This is a genomic window from Vibrio sp. nBUS_14 (assembly GCF_051201655.1).
Taxonomy (GTDB): Bacteria; Pseudomonadota; Gammaproteobacteria; order Enterobacterales; family Vibrionaceae; genus Vibrio.
Genome location: NZ_CP179206.1, coordinates 2,622,334 through 2,648,876, shown reverse-complemented (window position 1 = coordinate 2,648,876; position 26,543 = coordinate 2,622,334). Strand labels below are relative to the sequence as shown.

Annotated in this window: 25 protein-coding genes and 4 pseudogenes; 18 read left to right on the top strand and 11 right to left on the bottom strand. The window is 41.9% G+C overall.

Going from position 1 to position 26,543, the window contains the following annotated elements:
* The first annotated feature begins 61 nt into the window (after positions 1-61).
* Both ACMAZD_RS12450 and ACMAZD_RS12445 read left to right on the top strand, forming a co-directional pair.
* On the top strand, positions 62-400 hold the full coding sequence (locus tag ACMAZD_RS12450; RefSeq protein WP_017076187.1) for a Grx4 family monothiol glutaredoxin: 339 nt from the start codon (positions 62-64) through the stop codon (positions 398-400).
* A gap of 96 nt (positions 401-496) precedes the next feature.
* Positions 497-1,126: a DsbA family protein gene (locus ACMAZD_RS12445; RefSeq protein ID WP_435247461.1), complete on the top strand. Its 630-nt coding sequence runs from the start codon at positions 497-499 to the stop codon at positions 1,124-1,126.
* A 220-nt stretch (positions 1,127-1,346) separates the two neighbouring features.
* Here ACMAZD_RS12445 and ACMAZD_RS12440 read toward each other — a convergent pair whose 3' ends face one another.
* A complete protein-coding gene (locus ACMAZD_RS12440; protein ID WP_435247460.1) occupies positions 1,347-2,672 on the bottom strand; it encodes a Na+/H+ antiporter family protein in 1,326 nt (441 codons plus the stop codon).
* 65 nt (positions 2,673-2,737) lie between these two features.
* Entirely contained in the window at positions 2,738-3,382 is a 645-nt protein-coding gene (gene rnt, locus ACMAZD_RS12435) for a ribonuclease T (protein ID WP_435249370.1), read from the bottom strand.
* A gap of 188 nt (positions 3,383-3,570) precedes the next feature.
* Here rnt and motY point away from each other — a divergent pair, with 188 nt between their 5' ends.
* A complete protein-coding gene (gene motY, locus ACMAZD_RS12430; RefSeq protein WP_435247459.1) occupies positions 3,571-4,452 on the top strand; it encodes a flagellar protein MotY in 882 nt (293 codons plus the stop codon).
* Between the two features lie 94 nt (positions 4,453-4,546).
* Here the strand turns inward: motY and ACMAZD_RS12425 are convergent, their stop codons facing one another.
* The 4 genes from ACMAZD_RS12425 to ACMAZD_RS12410 all read right to left on the bottom strand — a co-directional run bounded on the left by ACMAZD_RS12425 (position 4,547) and on the right by ACMAZD_RS12410 (position 7,372).
* A complete protein-coding gene (locus tag ACMAZD_RS12425) occupies positions 4,547-4,981 on the bottom strand; it encodes a DUF2753 domain-containing protein (RefSeq protein ID WP_435247458.1) in 435 nt (144 codons plus the stop codon).
* 207 nt (positions 4,982-5,188) lie between these two features.
* On the bottom strand, positions 5,189-5,605 hold the full coding sequence (gene gloA, locus ACMAZD_RS12420; RefSeq protein ID WP_004734046.1) for a lactoylglutathione lyase: 417 nt from the start codon (positions 5,603-5,605) through the stop codon (positions 5,189-5,191).
* Between the two features lie 701 nt (positions 5,606-6,306).
* Positions 6,307-6,975: a hypothetical protein gene (locus ACMAZD_RS12415; RefSeq protein WP_435247457.1), complete on the bottom strand. Its 669-nt coding sequence runs from the start codon at positions 6,973-6,975 to the stop codon at positions 6,307-6,309.
* Positions 6,976-7,084: 109 nt separating this feature from the next.
* Positions 7,085-7,372 (bottom strand): hypothetical protein, encoded by a 288-nt coding sequence (locus ACMAZD_RS12410; protein ID WP_435247456.1) that lies wholly within the window; start codon positions 7,370-7,372, stop codon positions 7,085-7,087.
* A 550-nt stretch (positions 7,373-7,922) separates the two neighbouring features.
* Between ACMAZD_RS12410 and ACMAZD_RS12405 the strand changes: the two genes are divergently transcribed.
* From ACMAZD_RS12405 to ACMAZD_RS12375, 7 genes and pseudogenes are all read left to right on the top strand, one after another.
* Positions 7,923-8,906, top strand: a complete 984-nt coding sequence (locus ACMAZD_RS12405; protein WP_435247455.1) for an integron integrase — start codon at positions 7,923-7,925, stop codon at positions 8,904-8,906.
* 275 nt (positions 8,907-9,181) lie between these two features.
* Positions 9,182-9,862, top strand: a pseudogene (locus ACMAZD_RS12400) (Rpn family recombination-promoting nuclease/putative transposase); the annotation flags it as partial.
* 67 nt (positions 9,863-9,929) lie between these two features.
* Positions 9,930-11,066 (top strand): annotated as a pseudogene (locus ACMAZD_RS12395) (ISAs1 family transposase).
* A gap of 34 nt (positions 11,067-11,100) precedes the next feature.
* The gene (locus ACMAZD_RS12390; RefSeq protein WP_435247454.1) at positions 11,101-11,316 is read left to right on the top strand and encodes a hypothetical protein; all 216 of its coding nucleotides are present in this window, start codon (positions 11,101-11,103) and stop codon (positions 11,314-11,316) included.
* Positions 11,317-11,473: 157 nt separating this feature from the next.
* Positions 11,474-12,211, top strand: coding sequence for an IS6 family transposase (locus ACMAZD_RS12385; RefSeq protein ID WP_435247453.1), 738 nt, complete (start codon positions 11,474-11,476; stop codon positions 12,209-12,211).
* A gap of 63 nt (positions 12,212-12,274) precedes the next feature.
* Positions 12,275-12,544, top strand: coding sequence for a hypothetical protein (locus ACMAZD_RS12380; RefSeq protein ID WP_435249369.1), 270 nt, complete (start codon positions 12,275-12,277; stop codon positions 12,542-12,544).
* Positions 12,545-12,796: 252 nt separating this feature from the next.
* Positions 12,797-13,222, top strand: a pseudogene (locus tag ACMAZD_RS12375) (IS1 family transposase); the annotation flags it as partial.
* 72 nt (positions 13,223-13,294) lie between these two features.
* Here ACMAZD_RS12375 and ACMAZD_RS12370 read toward each other — a convergent pair.
* Entirely contained in the window at positions 13,295-15,508 is a 2,214-nt protein-coding gene (locus ACMAZD_RS12370) for a hypothetical protein (protein ID WP_435247452.1), read from the bottom strand.
* Positions 15,509-15,787: 279 nt separating this feature from the next.
* Here ACMAZD_RS12370 and ACMAZD_RS12365 point away from each other — a divergent pair.
* Both ACMAZD_RS12365 and ACMAZD_RS12360 read left to right on the top strand, forming a co-directional pair.
* Positions 15,788-16,078 (top strand): annotated as a pseudogene (locus tag ACMAZD_RS12365) (DUF4277 domain-containing protein); the annotation flags it as partial.
* A gap of 58 nt (positions 16,079-16,136) precedes the next feature.
* Positions 16,137-17,165, top strand: a complete 1,029-nt coding sequence (locus ACMAZD_RS12360) for an IS630 family transposase (protein ID WP_435247117.1) — start codon at positions 16,137-16,139, stop codon at positions 17,163-17,165.
* 97 nt (positions 17,166-17,262) lie between these two features.
* Here the strand turns inward: ACMAZD_RS12360 and ACMAZD_RS12355 are convergent, their stop codons facing one another.
* A complete protein-coding gene (locus tag ACMAZD_RS12355) occupies positions 17,263-18,123 on the bottom strand; it encodes an RNA-directed DNA polymerase (RefSeq protein ID WP_435247451.1) in 861 nt (286 codons plus the stop codon).
* A 179-nt stretch (positions 18,124-18,302) separates the two neighbouring features.
* Here ACMAZD_RS12355 and tnpA point away from each other — a divergent pair, with 179 nt between their 5' ends.
* The 4 genes from tnpA (at position 18,303) to ACMAZD_RS12335 (ending at position 21,291) form a co-directional block, all read left to right on the top strand.
* Positions 18,303-18,614: an IS66 family insertion sequence element accessory protein TnpA gene (tnpA, locus tag ACMAZD_RS12350; protein WP_016767112.1), complete on the top strand. Its 312-nt coding sequence runs from the start codon at positions 18,303-18,305 to the stop codon at positions 18,612-18,614.
* A complete protein-coding gene (tnpB, locus tag ACMAZD_RS12345; RefSeq protein WP_016785808.1) occupies positions 18,611-18,964 on the top strand; it encodes an IS66 family insertion sequence element accessory protein TnpB in 354 nt (117 codons plus the stop codon). Before tnpA ends, tnpB begins: the two co-directional genes overlap by 4 nt.
* A gap of 59 nt (positions 18,965-19,023) precedes the next feature.
* Positions 19,024-20,550: an IS66 family transposase gene (gene tnpC / locus ACMAZD_RS12340; RefSeq protein ID WP_435247450.1), complete on the top strand. Its 1,527-nt coding sequence runs from the start codon at positions 19,024-19,026 to the stop codon at positions 20,548-20,550.
* Positions 20,551-21,018: 468 nt separating this feature from the next.
* Entirely contained in the window at positions 21,019-21,291 is a 273-nt protein-coding gene (locus tag ACMAZD_RS12335) for a helix-turn-helix domain-containing protein (RefSeq protein ID WP_435247449.1), read from the top strand.
* A gap of 113 nt (positions 21,292-21,404) precedes the next feature.
* Here the strand turns inward: ACMAZD_RS12335 and ACMAZD_RS12330 are convergent, their stop codons facing one another.
* Entirely contained in the window at positions 21,405-21,890 is a 486-nt protein-coding gene (locus ACMAZD_RS12330; protein WP_435247448.1) for a type II secretion system protein, read from the bottom strand.
* Between the two features lie 569 nt (positions 21,891-22,459).
* On the opposite strand from ACMAZD_RS12330, the gene ACMAZD_RS12325 reads away from it, so the two are divergent.
* On the top strand, positions 22,460-22,912 hold the full coding sequence (locus ACMAZD_RS12325) for a helix-turn-helix domain-containing protein (RefSeq protein ID WP_435247447.1): 453 nt from the start codon (positions 22,460-22,462) through the stop codon (positions 22,910-22,912).
* The gene (locus tag ACMAZD_RS12320; protein WP_435247446.1) at positions 22,912-23,481 is read left to right on the top strand and encodes a PIN domain-containing protein; all 570 of its coding nucleotides are present in this window, start codon (positions 22,912-22,914) and stop codon (positions 23,479-23,481) included. Before ACMAZD_RS12325 ends, ACMAZD_RS12320 begins: the two co-directional genes overlap by 1 nt.
* Before the next feature lie 459 nt (positions 23,482-23,940).
* Here ACMAZD_RS12320 and ACMAZD_RS12315 read toward each other — a convergent pair whose 3' ends face one another.
* Positions 23,941-26,106: an AAA family ATPase gene (locus tag ACMAZD_RS12315; RefSeq protein ID WP_435247445.1), complete on the bottom strand. Its 2,166-nt coding sequence runs from the start codon at positions 26,104-26,106 to the stop codon at positions 23,941-23,943.
* A complete protein-coding gene (locus ACMAZD_RS12310; protein ID WP_435247444.1) occupies positions 26,103-26,540 on the bottom strand; it encodes a VPA1267 family protein in 438 nt (145 codons plus the stop codon). Before ACMAZD_RS12310 ends, ACMAZD_RS12315 begins: the two co-directional genes overlap by 4 nt.
* Between the last annotated feature and the right edge of the window lie 3 nt (positions 26,541-26,543).

Below are 26,543 nucleotides of genomic sequence, written 5' to 3'. Positions count from 1 at the left end.
ATTCTTTTGGTTTGGGGTAGAATAAAGGCAATAAAAGCCGTAATCCATTAACGAGGAAGCAATGGAAACTATCGATAAAATCAAACAGCAAATTGAAGAAAACACCATTCTACTTTACATGAAAGGTTCTCCTAAGCTGCCAAGCTGTGGTTTTTCTTCTCAAGCATCTCAAGCACTAATGGCGTGTGGCGAAAAATTTGCTTACGTAGATATTCTACAAAATCCTGACATCCGTGCAGAGCTTCCAGCTTACGCACAATGGCCAACGTTCCCACAACTATGGGTTGACGGTGAGCTAATCGGTGGTTGTGACATCATTCTTGAGATGTTCCAAAAAGGTGAGCTTCAGCCAATCGTTAAAGAAGCAGCTGCTAAAGTAGCTGGCGACGACGCTGAGTAAGCTTTAAGCCTTTGCGCTTAAATATTAAATGGAAGGGGCCTTAATGAGGCTCCTTTTTTGTTTTACGGGTTCGAAAGACCCGATAAGGAATGAACAATGGACGTAAAACTTCATTATGTGCATGACCCAATGTGCAGTTGGTGCTGGGGTTATAAGCCAACATTAGGACTCTTAAAACAGCAGCTCCCCGCGAGTATTGAATTTAATTATGTCGTTGGCGGTTTGGCCCCAGATTCTGATGAGCCAATGTCAGAAGAGATGAAAGGCAAGCTGCAAGCTATCTGGAAGCAGATCGAAGCAAAGCTTGGTACTGAGTTCAACCATGAATTTTGGACAGAGTGTCAACCTGTTCGCAGTACTTACCCGGCATGTCGCGCTGTGATCGCTGCTGGTTTTCAAGACCACTACGAAGCGATGCTTGAGGCAATTCAACACGCGTACTATCTTCGTGCGATGTTGCCACATAGCCAAGAAACGCATCTGCAGCTCGCTCAAGAGTTAGGCATGAATGTACAACAGTTTGAAAATGACCTTTCTAGCAAGTTATTGGAAAGCGAATTAGATGACCAATTAGGCTTTAAAGAAGCGATCGGTGTGCACTCTTACCCGACGTTAATGCTTGAAGTAAATGGTATTTTTACGGCAGTAGAATTGGATTACCATTCAACGGAAGCGACGCTTAAGTCTATTCGTGAAGTGCTTGTTAATAACGCTCCCGCAGCATAATTCAGCGAGAGCTGTCTGTATTAACGCAAATGATGCCTAAGGCTTACTCATAAGAGTAAGCTTTTTTGTTTGATGTAACTGATTCATTGGGAGTGAGAGGGTAAGAAAGGAGAGTGAATTCTAGGAACAAAAAAGACCGCACGAGGCGGTCTTTTTAATATCTTTCTTAGCTTTTAGCTTACAATTATGCTGCGTATCGATTCTTAACTAAAGAATCGAATTATAGAACCATCGCAGCAATCCAACCGAATATGATCAGTGGGATGTTGTAGTGCAGGAACGTTGGTACTACGGTTTCCCATACGTGCTCGTGTTGGCCATCAGCATTAAGACCCGATGTTGGGCCTAATGTTGAGTCAGAAGCCGGAGAACCCGCATCACCAAGCGCTGCAGCTGTACCTACTAGAGCGATGGTTGCCATTGGTGAGAAACCAAATGCTGCAGCTAGAGGAACGTAGATAGTCGCAAGGATAGGGATCGTAGAGAACGAAGAGCCGATACCCATTGTTACCAATAGACCAACGATGAGCATAAGCAGTGCTGCTAGAGGCTTGTTGTCACCGATGCTTGTTGAAAGCGCTTCAACCAGAGACTCAACGCCACCGGTTTGCTTCATTACCGCTGCAAAACCTGCCGCTGCAATCATGATAAAACCGATCATTGCCATCATGTGAACGCCCTTAGTGAAGACATCGTGTGTCTCTTTCCAAGCGATTACACCACCGAAGGTGAATACCATGAAACCAGCCAAAGCACCGATGATCATAGAACCTGTCGATAGTTGAACCGTTAGCGCAGCAACAATACCAGCAGCAGCCACTAGGATGTGCTTCTTGTTGATCTCTTTCACTTCGGTTGAAACAACAGTATGAGACGTTTCTTTGTATTGGCGCGGCTTACGGTAAGTAAAGAATACTGCCGTAAGAAGGCCAAAGATCATGCCTGCAGCCGGTAACAACATCGCCATTGGTACTTGGCTTGCTACTACGTTTTCAAGACCGTTGTCGTGAAGGTTTTTAAGCAGAATGTTGTTTAGGAAGATGCCCCCGAAACCGATAGGTAAAACCATATACGGTGTAATCAGACCAAAAGTAAGTACACAAGCAACCAGACGACGGTCTAGGTTCATTTTTGCGAATACGCCTAATAGAGGTGGGATTAAAATTGGGATGAAGGCGATATGTACAGGAATCACGTTTTGCGAAGACATGGTCACTAAGATCAAAGACGCAAGGATGCCGTATTTTAGACCGTTAGATGCTGCACTGTTCTCTTTGCCGTGAATACGTTTAATTACGCTTTGAGCAAGGAGATCTGTGATACCAGAACGAGAGATAGCAACAGCAAAGGTACCAAGCATTGCGTAGCTAAGTGCGATAGTTGCACCACCACCTAATCCACTTTCGAAAGCCGCTACTGCGTCGTTCACACTCATACCAGAGGCTACGCCACCGATAATTGCGCTGAACGTAAGAGCAACGACAACGTTTACGCGCATCAAAGCTAAAACAAGCATAATGCAAACTGAAATTACAACAGGATTCATATTTTTCTCGGGATGTTGTGTTTTTTATGAAGGCAATACGAACGAACGTTTACCGACTCTATTTTTTATTCTTCGTCAACAAGAGGCCAACCACCAAGGGCTTTCCATTTGTTTACTATGCCGCAAAATAACTCTGTCGTTTTTTGCGTATCATACAAAGCAGAGTGTGCTTCTTTGTTGTCAAATTCCATCCCAGCAGTGCGGCAAGCTTTAGCCAAAACGGTTTGGCCGTAGGCAAGGCCACTCAGGGCAGCTGTATCAAAAGTTGCAAATGGATGGAAAGGAACGCGTTTAAGCTTACAACGCTCACTTGCTGCATTAACGAAGTTTAAATCGAACGTAGCATTGTGAGCGACCATGATTGCGCGACTGCAATCTGAAGCTTTTTGTTCTTTTCTCACTAGCTTGTAGATTTCTTTAAGGGCTTCTTGTTCCGACACAGCACCACGTAATGGGCTAAATGGGTCTTTAATTCCGTTAAAGTCTAATGCTGCCTGCTCTATATTTGCGCCTTCAAAAGGCTCAATGTGAAAATGAAGCGTTGATGCAGGTTGCAGATCTCCGTTCTCATCCATTTTTAATGTAATGGCACAGATTTCTAATAATGCATCGGCTTCTGCGTTAAACCCTGCGGTTTCCACGTCGATGACCACTGGAAAATAGCCGCGAAAGCGTTTTTTTAGGATCAGAGCTTCGTTTTCTACAGTCATGTTAGCCCAAATAAGTGTGATTAAGGCTGTATTATTGCAGATAATAGCAGTGATAAAAACTAGGGAAGGACAATAAATCATAAATTAGCCGACCCATTTCGGCCTAATAATTGCATATTTAAACGCGAGAGAAATATGCGGCAATTGGCTGCATTGTTAAACGAATTGCTTAAGAGATACTCCACTTTATGAAGAAACAACTCATAACAGGTTCAATGCTATTTTCGCTTCTTATGTCGTTATCGGTAATGGCACAAGAAAAGCGCTATGGAGCATCTCCTCAACAGTCGACGTGGGAGATGGTGGCTAATACGCCACTAGAATGTCGCTTAGTGCATCCAATCCCCAATTTTGGTGATGCTGAGTTCTCATCTCGCGCGAGTAAAAAAATCATTTTGGACTTTGAGCTTAAAATGCGCCGCCCAATGGGTGAGACACGTAATGTCAGCTTGATCTCGATGCCACCACCTTGGCGTCCGGGCGAAAGTGCCGATCGCATGACTACCATTAAGTTCTTCCAACAATTTGATGGTTACGTTGGCGGTCAAACGGCTTGGGGGATCTTGAGTGAGTTAGAGAAAGGGCGCTACCCGACATTCAGTTACCAAGAGTGGCAGAGCCGAGATCAGCGTATCGAAGTGTCGCTGTCGTCGGTGTTATTCCAAGAAAAATACAACGTGTTCAGTGACTGTGTTGCAAACTTGCTGCCCTACAGCTTCGAAGACATCTCTTTCACTATCTTGCACTACGATCGTAACAGCGATCAGCTGAATAAGTCGTCACGTAAAAGGTTGAGCCAGATTGCTGATTATGTTCGCTATAACCAAGACATTGATCTGGTGCTGGTGGCTACATATACCGATTCTGCTGACAGCAAAGGCATTAGCCAGAATCTTTCAGAGCGAAGAGCAGAGTCGCTAAGAGAATACTTCAAGTCACTTGGTTTACCGGAAGACCGCATTCAAGTGCAAGGTTATGGTAAGCGTCGTCCAATTGCTGACAACAATTCGCCAATCGGTAAAGATCAAAACCGACGTGTGGTTATCTCATTGGGTAGAACGCAGGTTTAGCCTGAATTAAGTCGAAAGTTCCAATCAAAAAGCCCGTCGAAATGACGGGTTTTTTGTGTTTCAAATTTGGGTCTGCTATCTAAGCGTAACTGGTTTAGTTCAGGCGAAAGCGAGCAATCATTTCACAGTTGGTCGCAGTATCGATTTTTTCCACCATAGAGGCAATTTTAGGGTTTGGATGGCGTTTCATGAAATCGATAAGCGCTTTCTTGCAGCAACCAATAGAGTCTATAAAGCTGGAGCACTGTGTATTCGGGCACTGCGGAATCAGTGTCAGTACTTTTTCTGAAGCAAGCTGAAGGTACTTAAGTTCGTAGTCTGTATCACCAGCCCATCGCCAAAACTGTGCGAGATTGTGGCAAGAGATAACCGAAATCAGTAAACGCTCATCAGCCTGAATATCGGTGCGTTCAGTAATTTCATCGCTTAAGTTTAACGCTTGCTGATAGTGAAGAATACTTCGTACAGGATCGTCGAGCTGCAATGCAGTATCGGCAAGTAACGTGTGTTTTTCCCATTCGCTAATCATTGTATTACCTCACTAATAAATAGGTGGTTAATTTAAATGATAATCATTATCATGTAAAGTTTCATTGGTGAGATTGTTAATAATAATTGGTGAAGGGTATTATTCATGCGTGGAAACATAAAAAAGAAGCGAGCATAGTGCTCGCTTCTTTTTGTATTAGTCTTGGCTCTATTTTTAAAGCCAAGTTTCATAGCGGTTTGTTAGGAATTAACCTTCTAGACCAGCACTTGCTTGTTTGTTCTGAATAAGCTCAATCATGTAGCCATCAGGATCTTTAACGAATGCGATGTGTGTAGAGCCGCCTTTTACTGGGCCAGCTTCACGTGTCACATTACCGCCTGCTGCTTTAATCGCATCACACGTTGTGTAGATGTCATCAACACCGATAGCAACGTGACCAAAAGCTGAACCAAGGTCATATTCAGTCGTCCCCCAGTTGTAAGTCAGCTCAATCACTGCACCTTGAGATTCGTCACCAAAGCCAACGAAAGCCAGTGTGTATTCGTACTCTTTGTTTTCGTTCTTACGTAATAGCTGCATGCCCATTACATTAGTGTAGAACTCGATAGACTTGTCTAGATCACCAACGCGTAGCATGGTGTGTAAAATACGACCGTTTGACATGATTTGCTCCTAGCTTTAACTATGTATACGTTTTTGTAATTCTATTTTATACCGCTATAAAAACGCGGCAATTTTTAGCCAATAGGCCTGTTAGCTTCTTTCGCTTAGGGCTAACAGCTTATGAGCCTAGACGTCCGTCTTCTCTTTGAACAGTCATTATATTCACTAAAAAATAATCTTACTTAGTGAGTGAGTGAGTTTCCAAGTATACAAGGGCTCACAAGGCCTTTCTATCTAGACTTTCCTTTACGAAAATAGAAAGATTTGTAAACCTAGTGCTTTAATGGATGAATTCTGTTCAAAATTACCTCCATTATTCTTTACAAAAATAGTAGCAAATTAAAAACGACTGCTCTATAAAATTTCTTTCCAGAAGGCTTTGTAAGGCGATGGCCTCACTGCGTGAAACCATCACCCTGCTAAAAGGGTATTTAGGGGAATGATGGTAAAGTAAAATAATAAAGCCACTCCTGACGCTCGCACAGCTCACTACTCGCTAGGCATATATGATTTTCCTTGACCATCGGTATAACACTCGTATAAGAGCCTCCGTAACTCGCTTTTGGACAAAAGCGAGTTACGCACTCTGCTCTATTTTGGCTGGTAAGTATTATGAAAAATAGGGATAACGCCCGCATTTTCGGCTGGTTTGGAGCGCAGCGGAAAACCAGTCCGACAACATGCGCTTGTTAGGCGACGAATTATGGCCGTACACCTTTAATAATTTTATTAATGGACTTCCGAATACCTGAAATAACCTTATCATGGCGTTTTAGAATTTCAGATGACTTTTGAAATGATTCTGGATCTAGGAATAATCTTGGTAGATCTTGTACAGACACACCTCTCTCTCTTTGACTTAGAATCTCAGTTACATGACCCATAATTTTATCTATTGTCTGGCGCATCCTTGGGTTGCCACCATCCTCCATAACAGCATTTAGAGTTGACTCTAGTTCTTGAAGTGATGGTGCATCTAAGAGTACAGGAGCAGCTATTTGGGCGAACGGAGCCATATTTGGTGCTGGTAGCCTGTAAGCGTATAACGTATCAAGCGCCATAATTTTATGGTTCTTGTCAGAGCTCAGCCATTCCTTAATTTTTCCCCAGGGCGCACCCAATAAAGCAGCACCTTCACCCCAGTCAGTTGTTACTGGTGAAGAAACATTAGAATCAAGCCAATCGATAGCTTCAGGGCAGCCCGTGTAAGCAACAAGTTTTGAATTAGATGATTTAAGAGCTGGCCGTTGCTTATCAAGTAATTCAGTCAGCCATTTAAACGTAGCCTTCGGACCTTGTTGCTCCAACTTATCAGCCATAGGATCCGATAAATCCCTAGAATCTGCTTGTATTAAGTCGATATCTTGCATTCCTTTATTCGCCTAACGCCAACCTAAGCGGCGCTTAATTATATATAAATTAACTACCTGAATCACATAGGTCGGTTGAAAAAACTGCGGGAGGTTTGAGCGTCCAGCTTTAGGTTCTTGTTAGCTCAACAGCCTTTGTTTTCGGAGAAGGAAACAGGCATTTTGTAATTAGAGTCATAGTCACCAGAGCCACAATATTGATACCAACTACCACTAACTCACCACCTTCTAAGAACCCAAACTTTGATACTGAACCAAGCTTGATTGAAAGTTTGAGCCCTTCGTAAGTACTGTAAATAAAGTCTAGATGGAAACCACTAGCTAACTGATAAGTGAAGGCTGGGAATGAGATGATTGGCACCTGTAAAAACTGGACTGTCAATGCTTGTAGAAGCATAGATGTCTCTCTGGTCCCCTCAATGATTCTGAGACCTATATAAGCTGACCAAATAAAGAAAATGCATACTGCAAAAAGCACTAGCCATTGACTTAGCTCTAGGTCTAGAGAAAAGTATCCGGCGATTGCGGAGATCCCAAGAGCTGAGCCACTAATTGATATGATACCAATGTATCGTCTTATCCAAACTTCCAACTTATATCCTTATAAACAACTGAACTAGAAAAAGAGCTAACATTCTTAATAACAGGCCGGCTCGTTTTCCCTCCAACCTAACTTACAATCAATCTAACAGAAACCATTAAAAAATAAATAATATACATAAATTTTATTATTTTACCTTCACATAAAAACGAGCCGGCCTGTTATCACTTTTTACGTGGCATGTTATCTTGGGGAGTTCTTGCTTCAACTTACCTATTAACAACGACTTACTAATTGCTCTGCCGACAAAATGAGCCACTACTCCTGATAAAACAAGCCGTTTTTCATACTCAAACTCCTTCTAACACCAATAAACTGTATAAAAAAACAGTTTTGGGAGGTGGAAATGGCAAGCAAATTCATTGAAGAAATCCGTAGACACATGCGAATGCGAGGCTATAGTCTCAAAACAGAAAAGGCCTATATATACTGGATAAAATACTTCATTCGCTTTAATAAGCTTAAGCATCCTCAAGATATGGGAACGACTGAGGTAACAGCCTATCTGTCTTATCTTGCTAATGAACAACACGTCGCTATCAACACTCAAAAAGTCGCGCTTAATGCGATTGCTTTCCTTTACAACCAGTTTTTACAAAGACCGCTTGGTGATCTAGGTTTTTCTTATGCTAAAAAGCAGCGCAAGGTTCCGAGCGTACTTACGCCAAATGAAGTCCAACTGATACTGTCACACCTTTCTGGTGTTAATCACATCATTTTTTCTCTGTTGTATGGTTCTGGACTTAGAGTTAATGAGTGTTTGAGAATTAGAGTTCAAGATCTTGATTTACAAAACCTATCTTTAACCGTGCGAGATGGGAAAGGAAAAAAAGATCGCGTAACTTTACTTAGCCCAACGTTAATTGGTTCTCTTCAATTGCAAATTCAGAAAGCGTCAAAAATACAAGAAGAAGATATCAAACAAGGCATCGGTCCCTCGCTTCCACACGCCCTTGGTAAAAAGTACCCGAACGCTTTTAAACAAATTGCTTGGATGTTTATCTTTCCTTCTTTAAGCATCTGTCGGCACCCACTGACTAATCAGCTTTGTCGGCATCATTTACACGATTCTGCACCAAGAAAGGCTCTCAAACGAGCGGTGCAACAGGCTAAAATCTTTAATAAACGAATAACATGCCATACCTTCCGTCATAGCTTCGCTACCGAACTGCTGCGCTCGGGGCAAGATATTCGTACAGTCCAAGAGCTATTAGGACATTCAGATGTAGCGACGACACAAATCTATACCCATGTTATTGGCGAACATTTTGCGGGTACTGTAAGCCCACTAAATAAAATCTTTATTGAAAACTATAAGGAAAACCAATGATCCTTGCCATGAACCAAACATAAGAAAAATTAGGGCTTATTTGGAACAGATACTTGAGTGGAGTAAACAATCTAAATTGCTTTGGGGCATAAATCGCTTAGAACAAATGATCTAAAACATATTGAATGATTGATTCCAACCGCTCGGCGCAATCCCGTAGCTGGCGTAGACAGTCGAAGGGTGAGCAAGCGGAATGTCACGGTGTTAAGCTAGAATGCGGTCACTGTAGCCTTACTGTGATAAGGTTTAGCCTCATTCAGTGTTAAGATTATGACATGAAAAAGACAACCCCAACCCCACACGATGCGCTCTTTAAGCAGTTTATGACTCACCCAGAAACCGCTAAAGATTTACTGGATATTCATCTACCCGTTGAGCTGCGCGAAATCTGTGATTTAACGACACTCAAGCTCGAGTCTGGCAGTTTTATCGAAGAAAACTTACGTCCTTACTATTCGGATGTGCTCTATTCTCTCAAAACCTCTCAGGGGAAAGGGTACGTATTCGCGTTAATCGAACACCAAAGCCGACCAGATAAAAATATGGCCTTTCGCTTGATGAGATATGCTATCGCCGCTATGCAGCAGCATATCGATGCTGGCCACGAACATTTACCTTTGGTAATACCACTGCAGCTTTACCATGGCAAAGTCTCACCTTATCCCTATGAAATGAATTGGTTGAAAGGTTTTACTAACCCTGACCAGGCTAAAGCACTTTATACTCAGGATTTTCCTTTGGTCGATGTTACCGTTATACCTGACGATGAGATAATGCAGCATCGTCGTATTGCCTTGCTTGAGCTCGTACAAAAGCACGATCGGCATCGAGATATCATGGATTTCATTCAGCCTCTGGTCACACTGCTATTGACCGATGACACTACAGAGAAGCAAGTACAGTCATTGATGAGTTATCTACTTCGAGTAGGTGAAACAGATACGGCAAGATCATTATAAATTTGAACTTTTTCTGATTTAGCGGATCAGATCTGGTAATTATCATCCATATATAACATTTGCTATGTCTGACTCGTTTCTAGAACACTTCGAAAACATCGCCGACCCTCGTATTGAAAGGTGCAAAAAGCACCAACTCTTAGATATTCTCTTACTCGCTATTAGTGCTGTCATGTCAGGAGCTGAGGGGTGGGAAGATATCGAAGATTTTGGTCATAACTGCTTAGGTTGGCTGCGTAAGTACCGCCCATTTGTTCATGGGATACCTCGTCACGATACGATTGCACGAGTCATAACCAAATTGAAAGCGGATGAGATTGAGCAAGCATTTCAATCTTGGATGAAAACTTTAGTTCAAACAACAGGTACCGATATCATCGCAGTGGATGGTAAAACGGCTCGTCACTCTTTTGATACCCGAGAGCGGACAAACCCTCTTCATTCAGTGAGTGCATAGAGTTGCTCTAATCAGCTTGTTCTAGGCCAAGCAGCGGTTGATGATAAGAGTAATGAAATTACCGCCATTCCTAAATTGTTGGCCTTACTTGATATTGAGAACTGTATTATCACGCTCGATGCTATGGGCTGTCAGCGCAAGATAGCTAAGCAGATCGTTCAAAGTAAGGCCGATTATGTCTTGGCTTCAAAAGGCAACCACTCAAGTATGCAAGCAGAGCTAGAGGCTTGGTGGCATAAGGCATGCAGAGAGAAATTTACAGAGAAAAATTATGCTCAGCACACCGATATAGATGAAGGACATGGTCGGATAGAAACACGACATTGTGAACAGCTTCTCGTCGATATAGGGTGGCTGAGTAAACCCTATCAATGGGATGGTCTAAGAAGCATTATTAAAATTACTTCTGAGGTGGAACATTCAATGACAGGAAAGGTGAGCAAAGAGACTCGTTGGTATATCAGTTCATTAGATTTAGATGCAGAGCAAGCACTCAAAGCCGTGCGAGGACACTGGCAAGTAGAGAGTATGCATTGGATGCTAGATATGACTTTCAGAGAAGATGAGTGCCGTATTCGGAAAGGAAATGGAGCCTTAGCTTTCAATGCACTAAGAAAGATAGCTCTTAACTTATTTAAGTTCGATACGACGAAGAAGATAAGCATGGCTCGGAAGAAAAAGAATGCAGCCCTGAACGATGAATACCGCTCAGTGCTTTTAGAGTCTGCGATTAAAATGCGCTAGCCTTAGTGAAACAGACGATATAGAGGCGTTAATCATGTCACTGGCCTCATCAGTACCGAAACACGAGGACACACTTATGACGATTGCAGAGCAATTACGCCAACAGGGCGAACAAAGGGGCATTCAGCGTGGACGCCAAGAAGGGCGTCAAGAAACTCTAAAAGAGATGGCTCGAAAAATGATGCTCAATGGAATGGATCAGCAATCCGTTGCAGAAGTCACAGGACTGAGTAAAGACGAAATAGCATAACTGTCTCACTAGACTGCCGAATAAACAAAGCAGCCTTGCCAGCTCGACGGTGAGGCTAACTTTCGCTTCGCTCTGCCCTCATTCATTTAATGGGCTTGTTGCAAAAACCTCATGAGCAGCCAGACTTTAACTATGATTCATCTCTGAGCAATACGTTATGGTCAAGTCTGAATTCAAATGGCGACATTTCACCCCCGAACTTATCTTATGGTGTGTCCGCTGGTATGGGACTACCGCAATGAGCTATGCAAACCTCAGTGATAGGTTGTCCGATCGAGGTGTCTTCGTTAATCGCTCCACGATTTATCGTTGGTTCATTCACTATGGGCCTATCCTACTTAAGAAGTTACGCCGTTATCAATTCACTCGTATCGACACCTCCTGGCAGCTTGATGAAACTTACGTCAAGGTGAAAGGCAAATGGCATTATCTCTACCGAGCCATCAATAAACGTGGGGAAACCCTGGATTTCTTTTTCTCTCGTAAACGCAATAAAGAGGCGGCTTATCAATTCCTAAAACGCTGCTTACGCCGCTATAAAACGTCCTTTCATCTCCAAACATTGAATACTGATAAACATTCGTCTTATGGTAACGCCATTGCTCGCCTCAAGCGTGAAGGCCGTTTACGGCAAGATGTAGAACATCGGCAAGTGAAATATCTCAACAATGGCATTGAATCTGACCACGCCCCGATTAAAAAGCTTATCGAAGCCACAGGTGGATTCAAGGTACGAAAGCGGGCCTGGTCAACGATTCAAGGTTTTGAAGGGATCCGGATGTTGAATAAAGGCCAGTTTGATTTTTGGTTACGTCGCGATGAGCCAAAACTGAGGGTGCAGGAGAGATCCTTCTTCCTCAATGAACTCTTCAATATCTTTGGAATATACGCATGAATTGAAGTGCTCAGATGGGCGCCTCAGACACACGCATCTTCCATTTTTGCAACAAGCCCGATGATGGCGGAAGTCAGAATGAGCCAAATTCAGAAAGCTGTGTTGAGTTGTTTGGCCAAAGCGTTCACAAAAGGTGTGAAAGAAGGTAAATCAACGGTCATCAACCATGCCGTGAATCATTTACTTCAAAAATATATCCACCCGAACAATTTTCGAGTCTCATGCAAAACACTAGAGGAGCGCGGGCTAATCATGCGTAAGAAAGTGGATTTAGATTGGTATATCAATATAACGCCAGAGGGATTTGAGATGGCGCTGTCTTGGCTAGACTGAAAAAGGTGGAGCTTTACTGTGCTGATTACGGGTTTTTTAGGGCTTGAAAAGTCGGAAAATTTGAATTGAATTTCATTGGAATTATCGTATAAATCAGATAAAGGGCTATTATTCCAAAAAAAACCGACATATAATCACATCATTGCATATTAGTAGGTTATGTTTTGAAGCGGTTAGATTCAAGTTCCTTAGTGTATGTTTTCAATGAAAACCAGTTAGAAAAGATGTTGTCTTCAGAATCAACTTCTGTGAGTCACAACGATACCTTTTGAACTTGCCAATATTGAGCTGATATGCGGAGTGGACGAGCAATGGTCGTTTGTTGGTAAGAAGAAAAAGCAACGTTGGCTTTGGTACGCATGGGAACCTCGATATAAACGTGTGATTACTCATGCTTTTGAGAAAAGGGATACCGATGCCTTTAAGGAGCTGCAACGCTTATTATCAAAATTCACTATCCCATTTTACTGCACAGACGATTATGGTGTGTACAGTGCCAATCCACCGATAGAGAAGCACATCATTGTTAAACGATACACACAAAGGCTAGAAAGAACCAACTTCACACTAAGATCTCGTCTCAAACGTTTAGTTCGAAAGACGATTAGATTTTCGAAGTCAGAAGAGATGCACGATAAGGTTATCGGCACCTTTATTGAACGAGAGTACTACCATTAATCAACAGGTTGGAGTCATGACCTAAAAAAGCCCTATTGCAGGGCTTTTATATTTTAAAATATTCTTAAGTAATCAATTATCTTGATTATAGTACTCAAGGTAGTTGATCTTAGATGCCGCTAAATCCACTAAATTCCATTGAAAACGGGTTTGACCAATAGTCAAATCTGCATAATCTTTAATTTCTAGATTATTATCAATTTTAGTTAAACATTGATTACCTTCTGAATCGACTTTGTCTCTTAGGCAAATTGTAAAGTCACTTCGGTCATAAGCAGGTTCAGATATATTTATATAAGAAGTTGTCAGGTAACGCCATACAGTTTTACTTTGATATCCTCCCAGACCACAATCCATTATCACTGGATTATTATTATGATCCACACCTAAGCACTTTTTAACCAAGATGCCATTATTATCAGTAGTATAAGTGTTGATTTCAAATGCTTGAAATTTGTCATTTGGATCCCCTGTAATCAAATTTGTCATGTAGAATACATGCTCTTCATTGGTAATGGGAAATGGCTGGGAAAAATTGGTACTATTTGGCGCTACATACTTAACTTCAAAGTCATTACCCCCATAGGTTATAAATCTATCAGCTCCAGTAGCACTTTCAACTCCTAAAGTTTTAACCGACATTAAGCGCTGATCTAACCAGTCAATATCAACCTTTGGTAGTTGTAATGTTACTTTTTGGGTTAAGTTTTGACCCAAAATAAACTCTAAGCCAAAATTATAGCCCCAATACCCTATATAATTAGCTCGATAACCTGGATTATACCAAGTTTCTATCCTTGGTGAGATAGACTCGTGACGATTTGAGTCAGATGTATAAGGTTGGATATAGGTCATAATAGCTTTATGCTCAAAGCCATTTCTAACTTCTGAAGGAACGAGCTTAGCGGGATCGTTATAAAAAGGTTTATGTGCGTGATGCGAAGTAAATGGCCACATAGCTGTATCTGGTGAAAAATCTCTGAGCGGGTTTTGAACTCGATTTTTTTCATCTAATGACTGTTGTACTGAAATTAGATTGCCAATCATACTATTTATATCACGAATACCTGTATTATAGGCTATGGATGATTGATAATTCGGTTCTTCGGTATCTCCAATACGTGCTAGCTGTAAACTTGAATAAAAGGTTTTATTTATATCTGCATCATAAATATCATCATGATAAACGCTATCAGGATACTGTTCTCCATTGGCCACTTTGAATAGGTTACTATCGCAACTGATTCCTGAATTACTGCTTATAGTTCGCTCTGAATTATAACCACCAGTAACAGAAATCCCCATTTTATTTTCATTAGCGCTTACTTCACCACTAGCACCCCCACCAAGATTCCAACCGGAAGTTTCACTCACACCAAAATCGGTATTTGTTGTGCAATTTTTATAAACATCAGGTAAAGGGCTACTCATTTCGGTATTTAGACGCCAATTATTTCCTACTTTAAACCCAGTAACAAATCGAATCTCATCAACAAATCCTCTTAAATATGCATCATGACCATTACTGCCATTGTCATAAATATAACCACCATCATTAATACTTTTCATTAACCCTGTATAGCCGATTTCGACATTCCGCGTTAGAGAACCAGTTTGACCTGTTGGTTGATTTAAATAAATACGAATGGAAGCAAATGCAGTATCACAACCTGCATTATTACGTTCATTTTCATCTAAATATGAAAGACTATCTGAAGGTTCTTCGATTGTGAAAATATCCTCCAATAATTGTGCACCAAATGTATAAGAGCTGATTTTATATTTTTTTTGAGTAGCACTAAGGCTAGTAGATTTACAAATTTCACCCATTGATGTTGTTAATGTAAAAACACCATGATTCCCAGCATTTTCTTTTTCAGCTATTGAAGATGTACTTAGAGATCTTGATTTTATTCCTTCATATCTATCTTCTTTTACATTTGATTGGCTATTAACAATAGCTTTTACTTTCTCACTCGAATTTAATCCAGGAACGAATATAAGGTTATTATTATCTGCATAAAAACTAGCTTCTGGATATTTTTTTAAACTATCAACTGAAATTAAAGTATATTTAGATATTAAAGATAAAACATCATCATCATAAGATGATATTCCTGATAAAATTATTACTTCTTTTTGATTGTTAATAACCATTTTAATTAAATCAAATTTATCAGTAGGATAAATTATTTTATTATAATCAATAATATCCTGAGTTGAAGCCTTGCAGTTTAATGTTACCATTACCATTGCCGTTAATATTGACAACTTATACTTATTCATAACTTAGCCTTATGATTGATAATTGGTTTATACATATAAAAAATAATTAATATGCATCAACTAGAACCGTACCACACAAATTTAATTTTAAGTAACATGGATTGATCATAAAATTTGAATTCAATCGCAAATATTAGGTTCTGTAGAACCGTCATTCCGCAGCCAATTCTAGATTTTAATTAGTGTGATCCCACGATCATTTATCAATAATGATTGCAGTTGAGACTTGACGCAGATCCCCCGTTTTGATCTATTACTTTTATTTGCCGGTAACTTGCGATGTCTGCTCCTCAACCTGTCATAAAACGCTTAGATCATCTTGGATTAATCGCTGCATTCTGTCATGAGATTGATTTACCCGGGCTTATCGACCGCATAATTCCTAAGTATTCAGAGCATAATGTCTCACATGGTGATGCCGTTCTAGCCATGATTTTGAACGGTTTGGGCTTCCATAGTCGAACATTGCATATGTTTTCTGACTTTTTCGAGACAAAGCCAATATCAAGGCTGCTTGCTAAAAACATAGAAGCGCAACACTTAACTGATGATGTTCTTGGGCGCACATTATACCCGTGATCATTGAAAATGCTTGATTTTCAATGAAATCAGGATCATGCTACTCACCATGAAAATGGTACTAACTCCTGAGCAAAAACAACAACTCGAACAGATGCACAATACTGAGCGTGATCGTCGAGTATGCGACCGTATAAAAGCTGTCTTGCTAGCTTCCGAAGGTTGGAGCCCGCCTATGATCTCTCAAGCCCTTCGTATCCATGAATCTACAGTTGCTCGTCATCTTAGTGATTATGCTCTATCTGAAAAACTTAAACCTGAGAATGGCGGGAGCCAGAGTCTACTTTCTGATACTCAGACGATGCAGCTCATCGAGCATTTGACTGAGAAAACCTATTTTCATACGCGTCAAATCGTTACTTACGTCGAAGCTGAATTCGGTGTGAGCTACACCGTTTCTGGGATTAATAAGTGGTTACATCACCACGGTTTTGCATACAAAAAGCCCAAAGGTGTACCACATAAACTAAAGCCTGAAGAGCAGCAAGCATTTATCGAGTATTACAACGAGGTACTTAAGCCCAAGGATGCGCCTGTACTTTTCATGGACGCCGTTCATCCAACTCAATCAACAAAACTTAGCTGTGGCTGGATCCGTAAGGGACAGGATAAGCTAATTGAAACGACAGGTAGCCGCACTCGAGTGAATCTAATCGGTGCTCTGTCATTGAAAAACATCAGCGCAACGATCACAGATACTTATGAAACGATAGATAGCGAGAGTATTGTTCGCTTCTTTTGGAAACTCAAGAAAGAGCATTATCCACTAGAGCAAACCGTGCATATTGTGCTTGATGGTGCAGCCTACCATCGGTCAGAAATGGTTAGGAATGCGGCAAAAGTACTCAATATAGAGCTTCATTACTTACCCTCATACAGCCCAAACTTAAATCCAATAGAGCGGCTTTGGAAAGTAATGAATGAGCATGTGAGGAACAATGTCTATTTTCCCTCCAAAACAGCATTCACCTCTGCTATCAAAAAGTTTTTCGATGTGACGTTACCAGAAGTTGCAGGCTCACTTGTATCCAGAATTACAGATAATTTTCAGGTACTGATACCTGCATCTTCAAGTTGAAAGGGTATAGTATATTTTAAAATACTCCCGCTTTTGTTTTTTGATTGTAAATCTACAGCATAATCTAAAGCTTGATTACAATAGTATTCAGTAACCTTCAATCGCTGACTGAAGCGAGAACCGAGGTCAGATACCCAATCGGCAGATGAAGGTTGGGGTAGCTTTTCGATCTCTGTTTTTTTATATTTAAAACGAGCCCGTAGATAGAGAGCTGTTCTGACAATAGGCGAATGAACCTTTCCGACTCTTCGTAAGTGTTACAAAATGCAGTGTAATCATCAATAAAGCGATAGAAGTGAAACCCTTCTTGTAATAGGACTTGGTCAAACTTATCAAGGATAATTTCACTTACGATGTTGGATGTACCAGGGCCAATCGCAACGCCTACAGTCTCACTTCGTTTCATCATGCGCTGAAGTTGATCTAACTTATTTTCTGGACCTTCAGTTGTATTTGCCTTTGCATCTTTTAACCCAAGCAGTGCCCAAGGCATCGAGTGTGTGTAGATACTAGGATAAAAATTAGATATGTCGCTGTGTACAATAAATTTTTTTCCTCTGACACCTTCTTGATAGCGTTGGGTCTTATCTATTGACCGCTCGTAGGTCATTACAATAAGTCGCCCATCTTTATGTTTCTGTGGGCGAATTACACTATTTTTATTCTCTTCAATATGACTGAACTTAGTCCAGTTGGTAGCTAAATGATTAACTAGATGGGCATAAGGTAATGGGTGCGGAATACTTAGCTGTCTGTGAACATTGTTAAATCTAGTTGCGTAGTAGCTACAATGGTCATAGCCACCTTTTCGAGGGCTAATCTTTACTAGTTCATCGCATATGTTAGCCGAAAATAGCTCAGAGCTAAAAATATCTGGTAGTTCTTCGTTCTTGTCTTTCTGAAAAGGAAGATAGTTAAACCTCAGCAAAGCATCTTTTACGTATCTTGAGTCTATCAATTTGTTTCTCTTACCAAAGGGTGATTAAGAATGACGGGGTTGAAAACAAGAAATATTAAGCAACTTGGTTTACATTTTACGACTCAATGAAGTTAAAAGGTAAGCGCGTCATAAACCCCGCATTCTAATCGCCTAGCGCGAAGAATAAGATCAAGTCTCCAACCATAAGGAGATTTGAAATGGGAAAACGACACACTAATCAAGAATGGCAAACGCTCATCGAGCAATCTGAATCGAGTTCATTGTCAACGCTTGCATTTTGTAAGCTAAATGAACTCAACCCCTCGACGTTTTACGCTAAGCGCCAGCAACTCAAAAAAGCAGATGTCTCTCAAGGCTTTGTACGGGCAGAGATCGTCGAAAAGACAACGAAATATCAAGCTCAAATAGCCACCGCTAACATGACACTTCTCATCAATGATGTGGAGTTGAGCATTCCTCAAGGCACGCCCGCTACCTACCTGGCAGAACTCATTGGAGCCTTGTCATGAAACATATGCTCAGCGCACCAGAGATTTATCTGTATCGTGAGAGTGTCGATTTTAGAAAGTCCATCAATGGCCTCGCGGCGATTATCGAAAGTGACACCGATTTACCCTTGGGAAGTGGCGCACTGTTCCTGTTCACCAATAAACAGCGCGACAAAATCAAAGTGCTGTACTGGGATAAAACTGGCTTTGCGCTTTGGTATAAACGTCTTGAAAAAGCCAAGTATAAATGGCCTACAAAAGAGAAAAATGAAGTGTTTACCCTGACTCAATTCGAGCTTGATAGACTGCTTTCTGGCTTCACGATTATCGGCCATAAACCCGTTCAAATAAACGATTTTACAATGACTTAATCGATAATAAAGCCTTATCTGCCAAGCGTTAACAGCATGATTTTAGTATAATCAATGCCATGAAAAAGACGCCAGATATCAACCCAGAAAGCCAAGATATTGCCAAGCTACAAGCGATGGTGAAAGCGCTGATGGCGTCAGAAAACCAATGGAAACAAGAGCGTCAATCTCTGCTTGAGCAACTCAAACTTGCTTTCGACCGCCAGTTCGCAAAACGCTCGGAGGCGTTAAAGCCTTACGATGAATCTCAAGGTGACCTCTTCAACGAAGTGGAATGTGAAGCCGCTAAGGGAGAGGTGGTTGAGGTAACAACGACCACAACGAAGAAGCGTGGTAAACGCAAGCCACTTCCAAAGACTTTGCCTCGTGAGGTTATCGAACTCGATTTAGACGACCATGAAAAACAGTGTGCATGCTGCCAACATAGTCTGCATAAAATCGGTGAAGACCGCAGTGAGAAACTTGAGTTCTCACCAGCCGTGCTCAAAGTGCTGGAATATGTTCGTCCTAAGTATGCTTGTTGTCAGTGCGAGCAAACTGAAGACAAAAGCCACATCGTTCAAAAGCCAGCGCCCCAGAGCATCATCCCTAAAAGCTTCGCGACAGAAAGCTTGCTAGCCAACATCATCCTTGGCAAATATCAATACGCAATGCCACTGTACCGCCAAGAGTCGCTGTTTACCCAGTCGGGTATCGAGCTATCACGAACCACGATGGCAAGGTGGGTTATCCAAGTCAGTGAGAAGTTCACACCGCTGTATGCGGCCTTGAAAGAGCATCTACTCCAACAAGTGGTGGTTCAGGCAGATGAAACGCCGCTCAATGTCCTCAAAGAAGATAAACAGTGTTATATGTGGCTCTACTGCTCGGGCGCAGACTCGCCCGACGCTGCACTGCCGAATGTAAAGAATATCGCCTTGTACGACTATCAAAACAGTCGCGCGAGGGCATGCCCTGTTGCCTTCTTGGGGGATTACAGTGGTTATCTGCAAACCGATGGCTATGGTGCCTATGATGGTCTTCATCACGTAACCAATGTTGGTTGCTTGGCACATGCACGGCGTAAGTTCATGGATGCTAAGAAGCTTCAAGGTAAAGGTAAGTCAGGCAAAGCAGATAAAGCGCTAGCCAAAATCCAGAAGCTCTATGGGATAGAATCGCGCTTAAGAGGTGCGACTGTCGAAACACGAAAAGCAGAACGTCAACTGCATGCCAAGCCGATACTGGATGAGCTGTACGAGTGGATGACGACTCAACAAGTGCTAGCGTCTAGCTCGCTGGGCAAGGCGATAAAATACACGCTCGGCCAATGGCCGAAACTTATCCGCTATATCGATGACGGTCATTTATCTATCGATAATAATCGTGCTGAACGCGCCATTAAACCGCTGGTCATTGGCAGAAAAAATTGGCTCTTCTCGAACACACCAAATGGTGCTGATGCGAGCGCGATGCTTTACAGCATCGTCGAGACGGCGAAAGCCAACGGCCTTATCCTCTACGGCTACATGGTCAAGTGCATGAAAGAGCTTGCGAAAGCTGAGCCTGATATCGATGCGCTCCTACCTTGGAACTTCAAACATTAACAACATCGCCTCGTGGGTTCATGGGGCGTTTACGTTAAAAGGAATAAAAATTGAAGAGAGAACAGTTACTTGCACTGTTGTCATTATTCACTTCGGATTCGATGTATAGTGCGGAAATGTTTCTAGTGTGTTGGTAGCGCGTCGAATTTACCCCCGTGATACAACACGGGGATTAACGACGAATAGCATTCGAAGAATGGATAACTTCTAGTAGAGCAAATCCCCATTAACAGGATGTGAATGAGTAAAAAGTCTACCCAACAATTGGGCATCTATTTGTCAGCGCTTTTGCTAAATTAGCAAACTACGAATAATCACAGGTATGGTAAATTATGTTTTCAGCAGTGAGCCTGAAGCAAGGATCGCACTGATAGGAAGCTAGGGTAAAGTGCAGAACAAGAGGATTTACGTTAAACTCGGTTTACTCACCAATCAATGCTAATCTTGCCAGTGCCTAATCTAACAAATATGAATGACCATCTATCTCCTATCAATAAGAACCAAATCCAAAAGCTTATCCGAGAAGAATTAGCGCCGACGTGGTTTGATAGTAAATCAGCGACACCTGATATGTCTTGGGTAACACCAACGGTACTTAATGTATTATTGTTCGAGTTAATAACGCACACACGCGGTAACCAATCAAAGGCGGCAAGAATTTTGGGTGTCAATAGAGGTAACTTCAGTAAAAAATTAAACCAGATTATAAGCCGAGAATTTGATAGTCATGAGGCACAGTAAGTATCACGCCTATTGGTACTCTGCGGATGGTGCAGAGCTTGCGACAACTCCTAATTTTCTCTCTATAGACTGTGGCCCACACTTACTGTTTCTCAATGATCGAATGAAATTATTCAAAAAATACGTTTAGTGAGGGTTACTTCGCCATTTTCTTCTGAGTAACTCAAATCGAACGGAGCCCTCTTAAATACATATATGCATTTATTTCCTAATCCAGCTCCTACAGGAGCTGGATCATCGTAGTCTTCAGCAGTCAACCCAGAATCTGGCAATAAATTTTCTAAAATTACTTTACAGCCTTGTAATGATTTAATGATTCTAGGATAACCAAATTTATTATAGTGGAGATTATAGATAGTGTATCCCCAGTCACCCTCACGATTTTTAGAAATGTCTGGATTTGGTTCGCCGTCAACTAACCACTTAGCATGAAATAGCGAGACGGCTGATTGAAATGCCCCTTTAAGGTTTGAATATGTTGCACTTCTGGCATCGTCTTGCACATTCATGAATCGAGGTGCTAGGCTTATCGCTAAAACCCCCATGAGGACAGTTACAATAACCAATTCAAACAGCGTAAAGCCACCCATACGTTTCATTATTGACCTTTCATAACGCTAAAAGCGATGTCTACCAATGTACAACCTGTAACATACCAAAAAGTTAGAGGAACGAGAACAAGAGTATATGTATTGCCTTAATACTTAATCCAAAATTGTTAAGCGTCATGGTTCTTCTCCGCTTACAAATCTCTTGGGATAAGAATGATCAGGATTACCCTTAGCAAGGAAAGGACATTTTCGAACTAGAAAGTGCCACGAGTAAAAAATCAACCTGAAAAGTTTTTGGACATTTCCGAGTTACGATCGATAAACCATCTCGACTTTTTGCATTACTTCTAGTATCGCAACCATGCTGCCAGCCTATATGTGACGGACCAAAATCGCTCATCCACTACATATTGAAGTACTATGATTAAAGATAGTTAAGCATGCGTTGATAGACCTTAAACTAGGCCGCCTACGAGCACTAAGTCCAACGATAATGTGACACTCTCTTGATTTCGAATATTTCGAATGTTGACTTTTTTTCGAATATTTCGGATAATGTCATGGTAAGAAGATTTGTATACCATGAAATCAGAAACTAAAAACTAGAGAGAAACACGATGAATACTGCTACAAAATTGCCAAGCGCTGAAGAAATGGCACTGGCTAAGCTTGGTAGCCAAGAGTTGTCAGCCGTTATAGAAATTAATGGTGAAGCTCAAAGGATTAACGTTGTCGATAAGTCTGGTAAGACTCACGAAGTAACTATTCCAGCAAGCGCATTAAATATGATGATCGAGATGCTTACTCAATTAGGTCAAGGCAACTCTGTTAGCATCACACCTATTCATGCGGAACTCACAACGCAAGAAGGTGCAGATATGCTAAACATGTCTCGTCCTACTTTCATTAAGCTTCTTGATTCAGGTGATATTCCGTTTAGTCGTACTGGCAACCGTAGAAAGGTAGCTTATGCTGATCTTATGGAGTACAAGAACTGCCTAGAAGAGAACAGACTAGCTGCTCTTGCTGAACTATCTGCATTAGACCAAGAAATGGATATGGGATATTGATGGCGTCATATACGGTAATTCTAGACGCATGTGTAATGTACCCAGCTCCACTCCGAAGCTACCTAATGTACTTGGCCAATACTGGCCTGTTTAGAGCGCGATGGACAGAACAGATACATGATGAATGGACTCGAAATCTACTGAAAAATAGGCCAGAGCTAAATGCAGAACAACTGCAAAGAACTCGACAGTTAATGAACGCAAATGTTCCAGACTGTTTGATTGAAGGGTATGAGTCTTTAATTGATGGCCTTACTTTACCCGATGTTGATGATAGACATGTTGTAGCTGCCGCTATTAAAGGTCAGGCTGAGTCTATCATTACGTTCAACCTAAAAGACTTTCCTTCTTGCGAACTCGAGCCTTTAGGTCTATCAGCAATACATCCAGACGAGTTCCTGTGCGATATGTTCGAATTGGACAGTAGCGCATGCGTTAAGGCTGCTCAGCAACAAAGAGCTTCATTAAAAAGACCACCAATGAGCCAAGACGAGTTTTTAGCTTGCTTACAAAAGCAGAGACTCCCGAGCTTCATCTCACACTTAAAGAGCTTCAAGTTGATGCTTTAGCTTTGAATTAGTAGATTTTAAACTAGGCCGCTGATTGCGGCCTTTTTGTACGATCTCATTCACGAATAAAATGTATTTACCATTTAGCATTGCTCTACTCGATGTTTAAGGGGGCATCATTCGATGTTCTCTTATCTTTTTAACACTTTTGGTATATAAGAAAAAGTTGGTCAATTTCAGAGTTAATGAAGTGGGGCTCGAAGTGTCCATAACTCGTCTTGGTCGGATAAGCGACACCTGTTACCAAGTGCCGCTCTCCTAAGAACCGTACGTGCAACTTTCACTGCATACGGCTCAAGCCTCCACTAAGGTGTAGTGGATGAGTAAATTTGACCACATAGCTAGAGTTTTTGTTATAAGGAAAAGTAAGTCAAATACCAAACTGAATGCTATGTAGAAAAACTAACGTAAAACACAATGGGGCATAAACGAGTTTTAAATACCTACTGCAACAAAATACTACTGCAACAGCTTTTCCAGGTAACTGTTCCTCTTATGAGAGTGGCTAAGTGCTTCGGTAATCTGCTTCATTTCCTTGCTACTACCGACAATATGAATTTCACTTTCAGCCCTCGTAATTGCAGTATAGAGCCAAGCTCTATCAACTGTTCTTCCTTTTTGCAGGGCGATAATGATGCGCGGGAACTGTGATCCTTGAGCTTTGTGCAAGGTGATTGCATAACCCAACTCCATGCAGTCTAGAACGGTTTGTGTTACCTCGACCTTTTCACCCGTATCCAGTGTTACTTCACCGTAACTGTCACCAGAAGGCTTGACGCTGGTTAGAGTGCCAAGAGAGCCGTTCTGAATGCCTTTCTCGTAATGATTCTGCGTGAATAAAACCGCATCATTCAAGCTAAGTGGTAGAAAGAACTTGTCGCCATTGATTTCGAATTCAAGGCTATCGCTGTTTGGATTGACCGCTTGTTGGGTGAGTTTATTAATTTCTGATACGAGCGCCTTGGTTGGAGCCATGACACGACTGCTTTCAGGGGACTCTTGGTAAAGCTCACAACAGACTTTGGCAATGTCTGTTGTGCTGGTTTCGTGAAAGTGTATTGTCCCCGTGCTTAATTGATCAGGTATCACACCTTGATTGATGAGCATTGAGTATTCAGGGATACCCGTTGAACCTTCCTGTCTCTTGACGATATCCAGCATCGTATTAGCCACCGTTTTTGCTTTAACGATATCTGCCAGTACCTTACCACAGCCGATCGGTGGTAGTTGGTCCGGGTCGCCAGTGAATATCAATCGTACAGAGGGATGAATGTGATTCACAAGGCGATACATCGTCGGCAAGTCAATCATGCTCGCTTCATCAATCACCAGTAGATGATTCGGCTGCTCAACACTTGGCTCAATCGGTTCCTTACGAAGTAACTTAGCAATAGTTGAAGTGATAAAGCCGATTGACTCATGTAGCCTCATTGCAGCGCGACCACTGAGCGCAACCGCGTGTATCTCAAAGCCGAGTTGACGGTAAGCCCTGAGAGCCGTTCTAAGTACCGTTGTCTTGCCAGTCCCAGCACCGCCAGTAATGCAGCTTACAGAGTTGTCCAGGCATGTTATTGCGGCCTCGATTTGCTTGGAGGTTAAGTCATAGGGCAGTTCCGCAGCCGCAGAGCAATAGGCAGCATTGGCGTTTTCATCAAATAAGTCATTTCGTTTAGTCAGTACATTAAGCCGTTTGGCAACGACACTTTCCATCAGAAGTTGCGCCGTTGGGTGGTAGGCTCCTGTGTCGGGATTTAAAATATACTGAGCTTTATCATGGCCGGATTGGAACGACTGAGTGACCAGTATTTTGTCTTTCAATAGTTTGTTGAGGTAAGGGCGCACATTGGCATGAGTGGTATAGGTGTGACCTTTTTCAATCTCCTTGCGAATCGCCATTTCCAGAGCCGCGCTGAGCCTTCTTGGGTCATCCTTCGCAACATCGCTCTTAAAATCCGTTGCCTTGATAATATCTTCAATGGCACTGAACGAAAGACCAAAGCCCATCAAAGCATAAGGATTATCCTTAATTACCTCTATAGAGGCTTCACCGTGATGCTTGAGCAGCCGTTGCTGCACACTGGCGGGGATGTTTTGCTCACTCATCCAGTTGCAATGTGCCAGATTTTTATATTTGGCGTACCCCTTAAAGAGCGCTTCCACTGAATCGTCACTCAGAATCGATGTTAGACGCTTTCTAGAGTCTGGGATGTCATTTTGCAGTGTGGCATGGAAGTCTTTACCTAAGAGCTGCCAGAGCGCCCTAGCTTTGCTTTCACCAATGCCTTTAAAGTCAGTTTCTCTTGCGATAAAACGAATGAGTTGTTCGCCAGTTTCGGGCAGCATGCATTCAACATGCTTGGGTGATTCATACGTGTGCTGCTGCATGACATAATCACCCATCTCCATATTTTCTATCTGGCGAGCGCCTTTGACTGACCAGTGCTGACCCAGCGTTGGAAGCACAGGGATACTATCGGGGTCGGCTTTGATAGTGACGTAATACTTCCCACTATTAGTTTTGTAAGAGTCTTTCGCCAGCGGTACACCGCTGAATATCACCATCTTGTTCGAGCGATAAGGGATACTGGTGACACGCATTTGGTCTTCATGCAAAGCGCTATTCATCGTGGCATCAACCCCATTTCGGATAAAGTTTCAGATAGCTCACCAAAGCGCTCAAGTCGCTTTTCAAGCTCCTTGACCTTGGCTTTCAATTCAATGTTCTCAGCTTCTAATGACGACACCCGTTTTGAATCGAGCAGCTTTCGATTTGCTGTGTTGTCGTAGGCTTGAGGTTTGCCCTCATTTTTGTTGGCAGCGTCGCTCAACTGTGGCAGGACACCTTTGCCGCGCAGTTTATCTTCTAAGGCTTTGAGCGCTTCTTTGAGGGCAGGGTTTTGGTTTAACGCCGATTTTCCACAGCCGATGCCCTTTGCCACCTCGTTTCGATTAAGCTGACCTCGGAACATGATTTGCTTAAAGTCATCGTCCGTCTGTGTGGCTTTCCACACTTTAAATGCTTCCAAGTTTTGCTGTGCTTTCTGCTGACCACTTGCCATGTT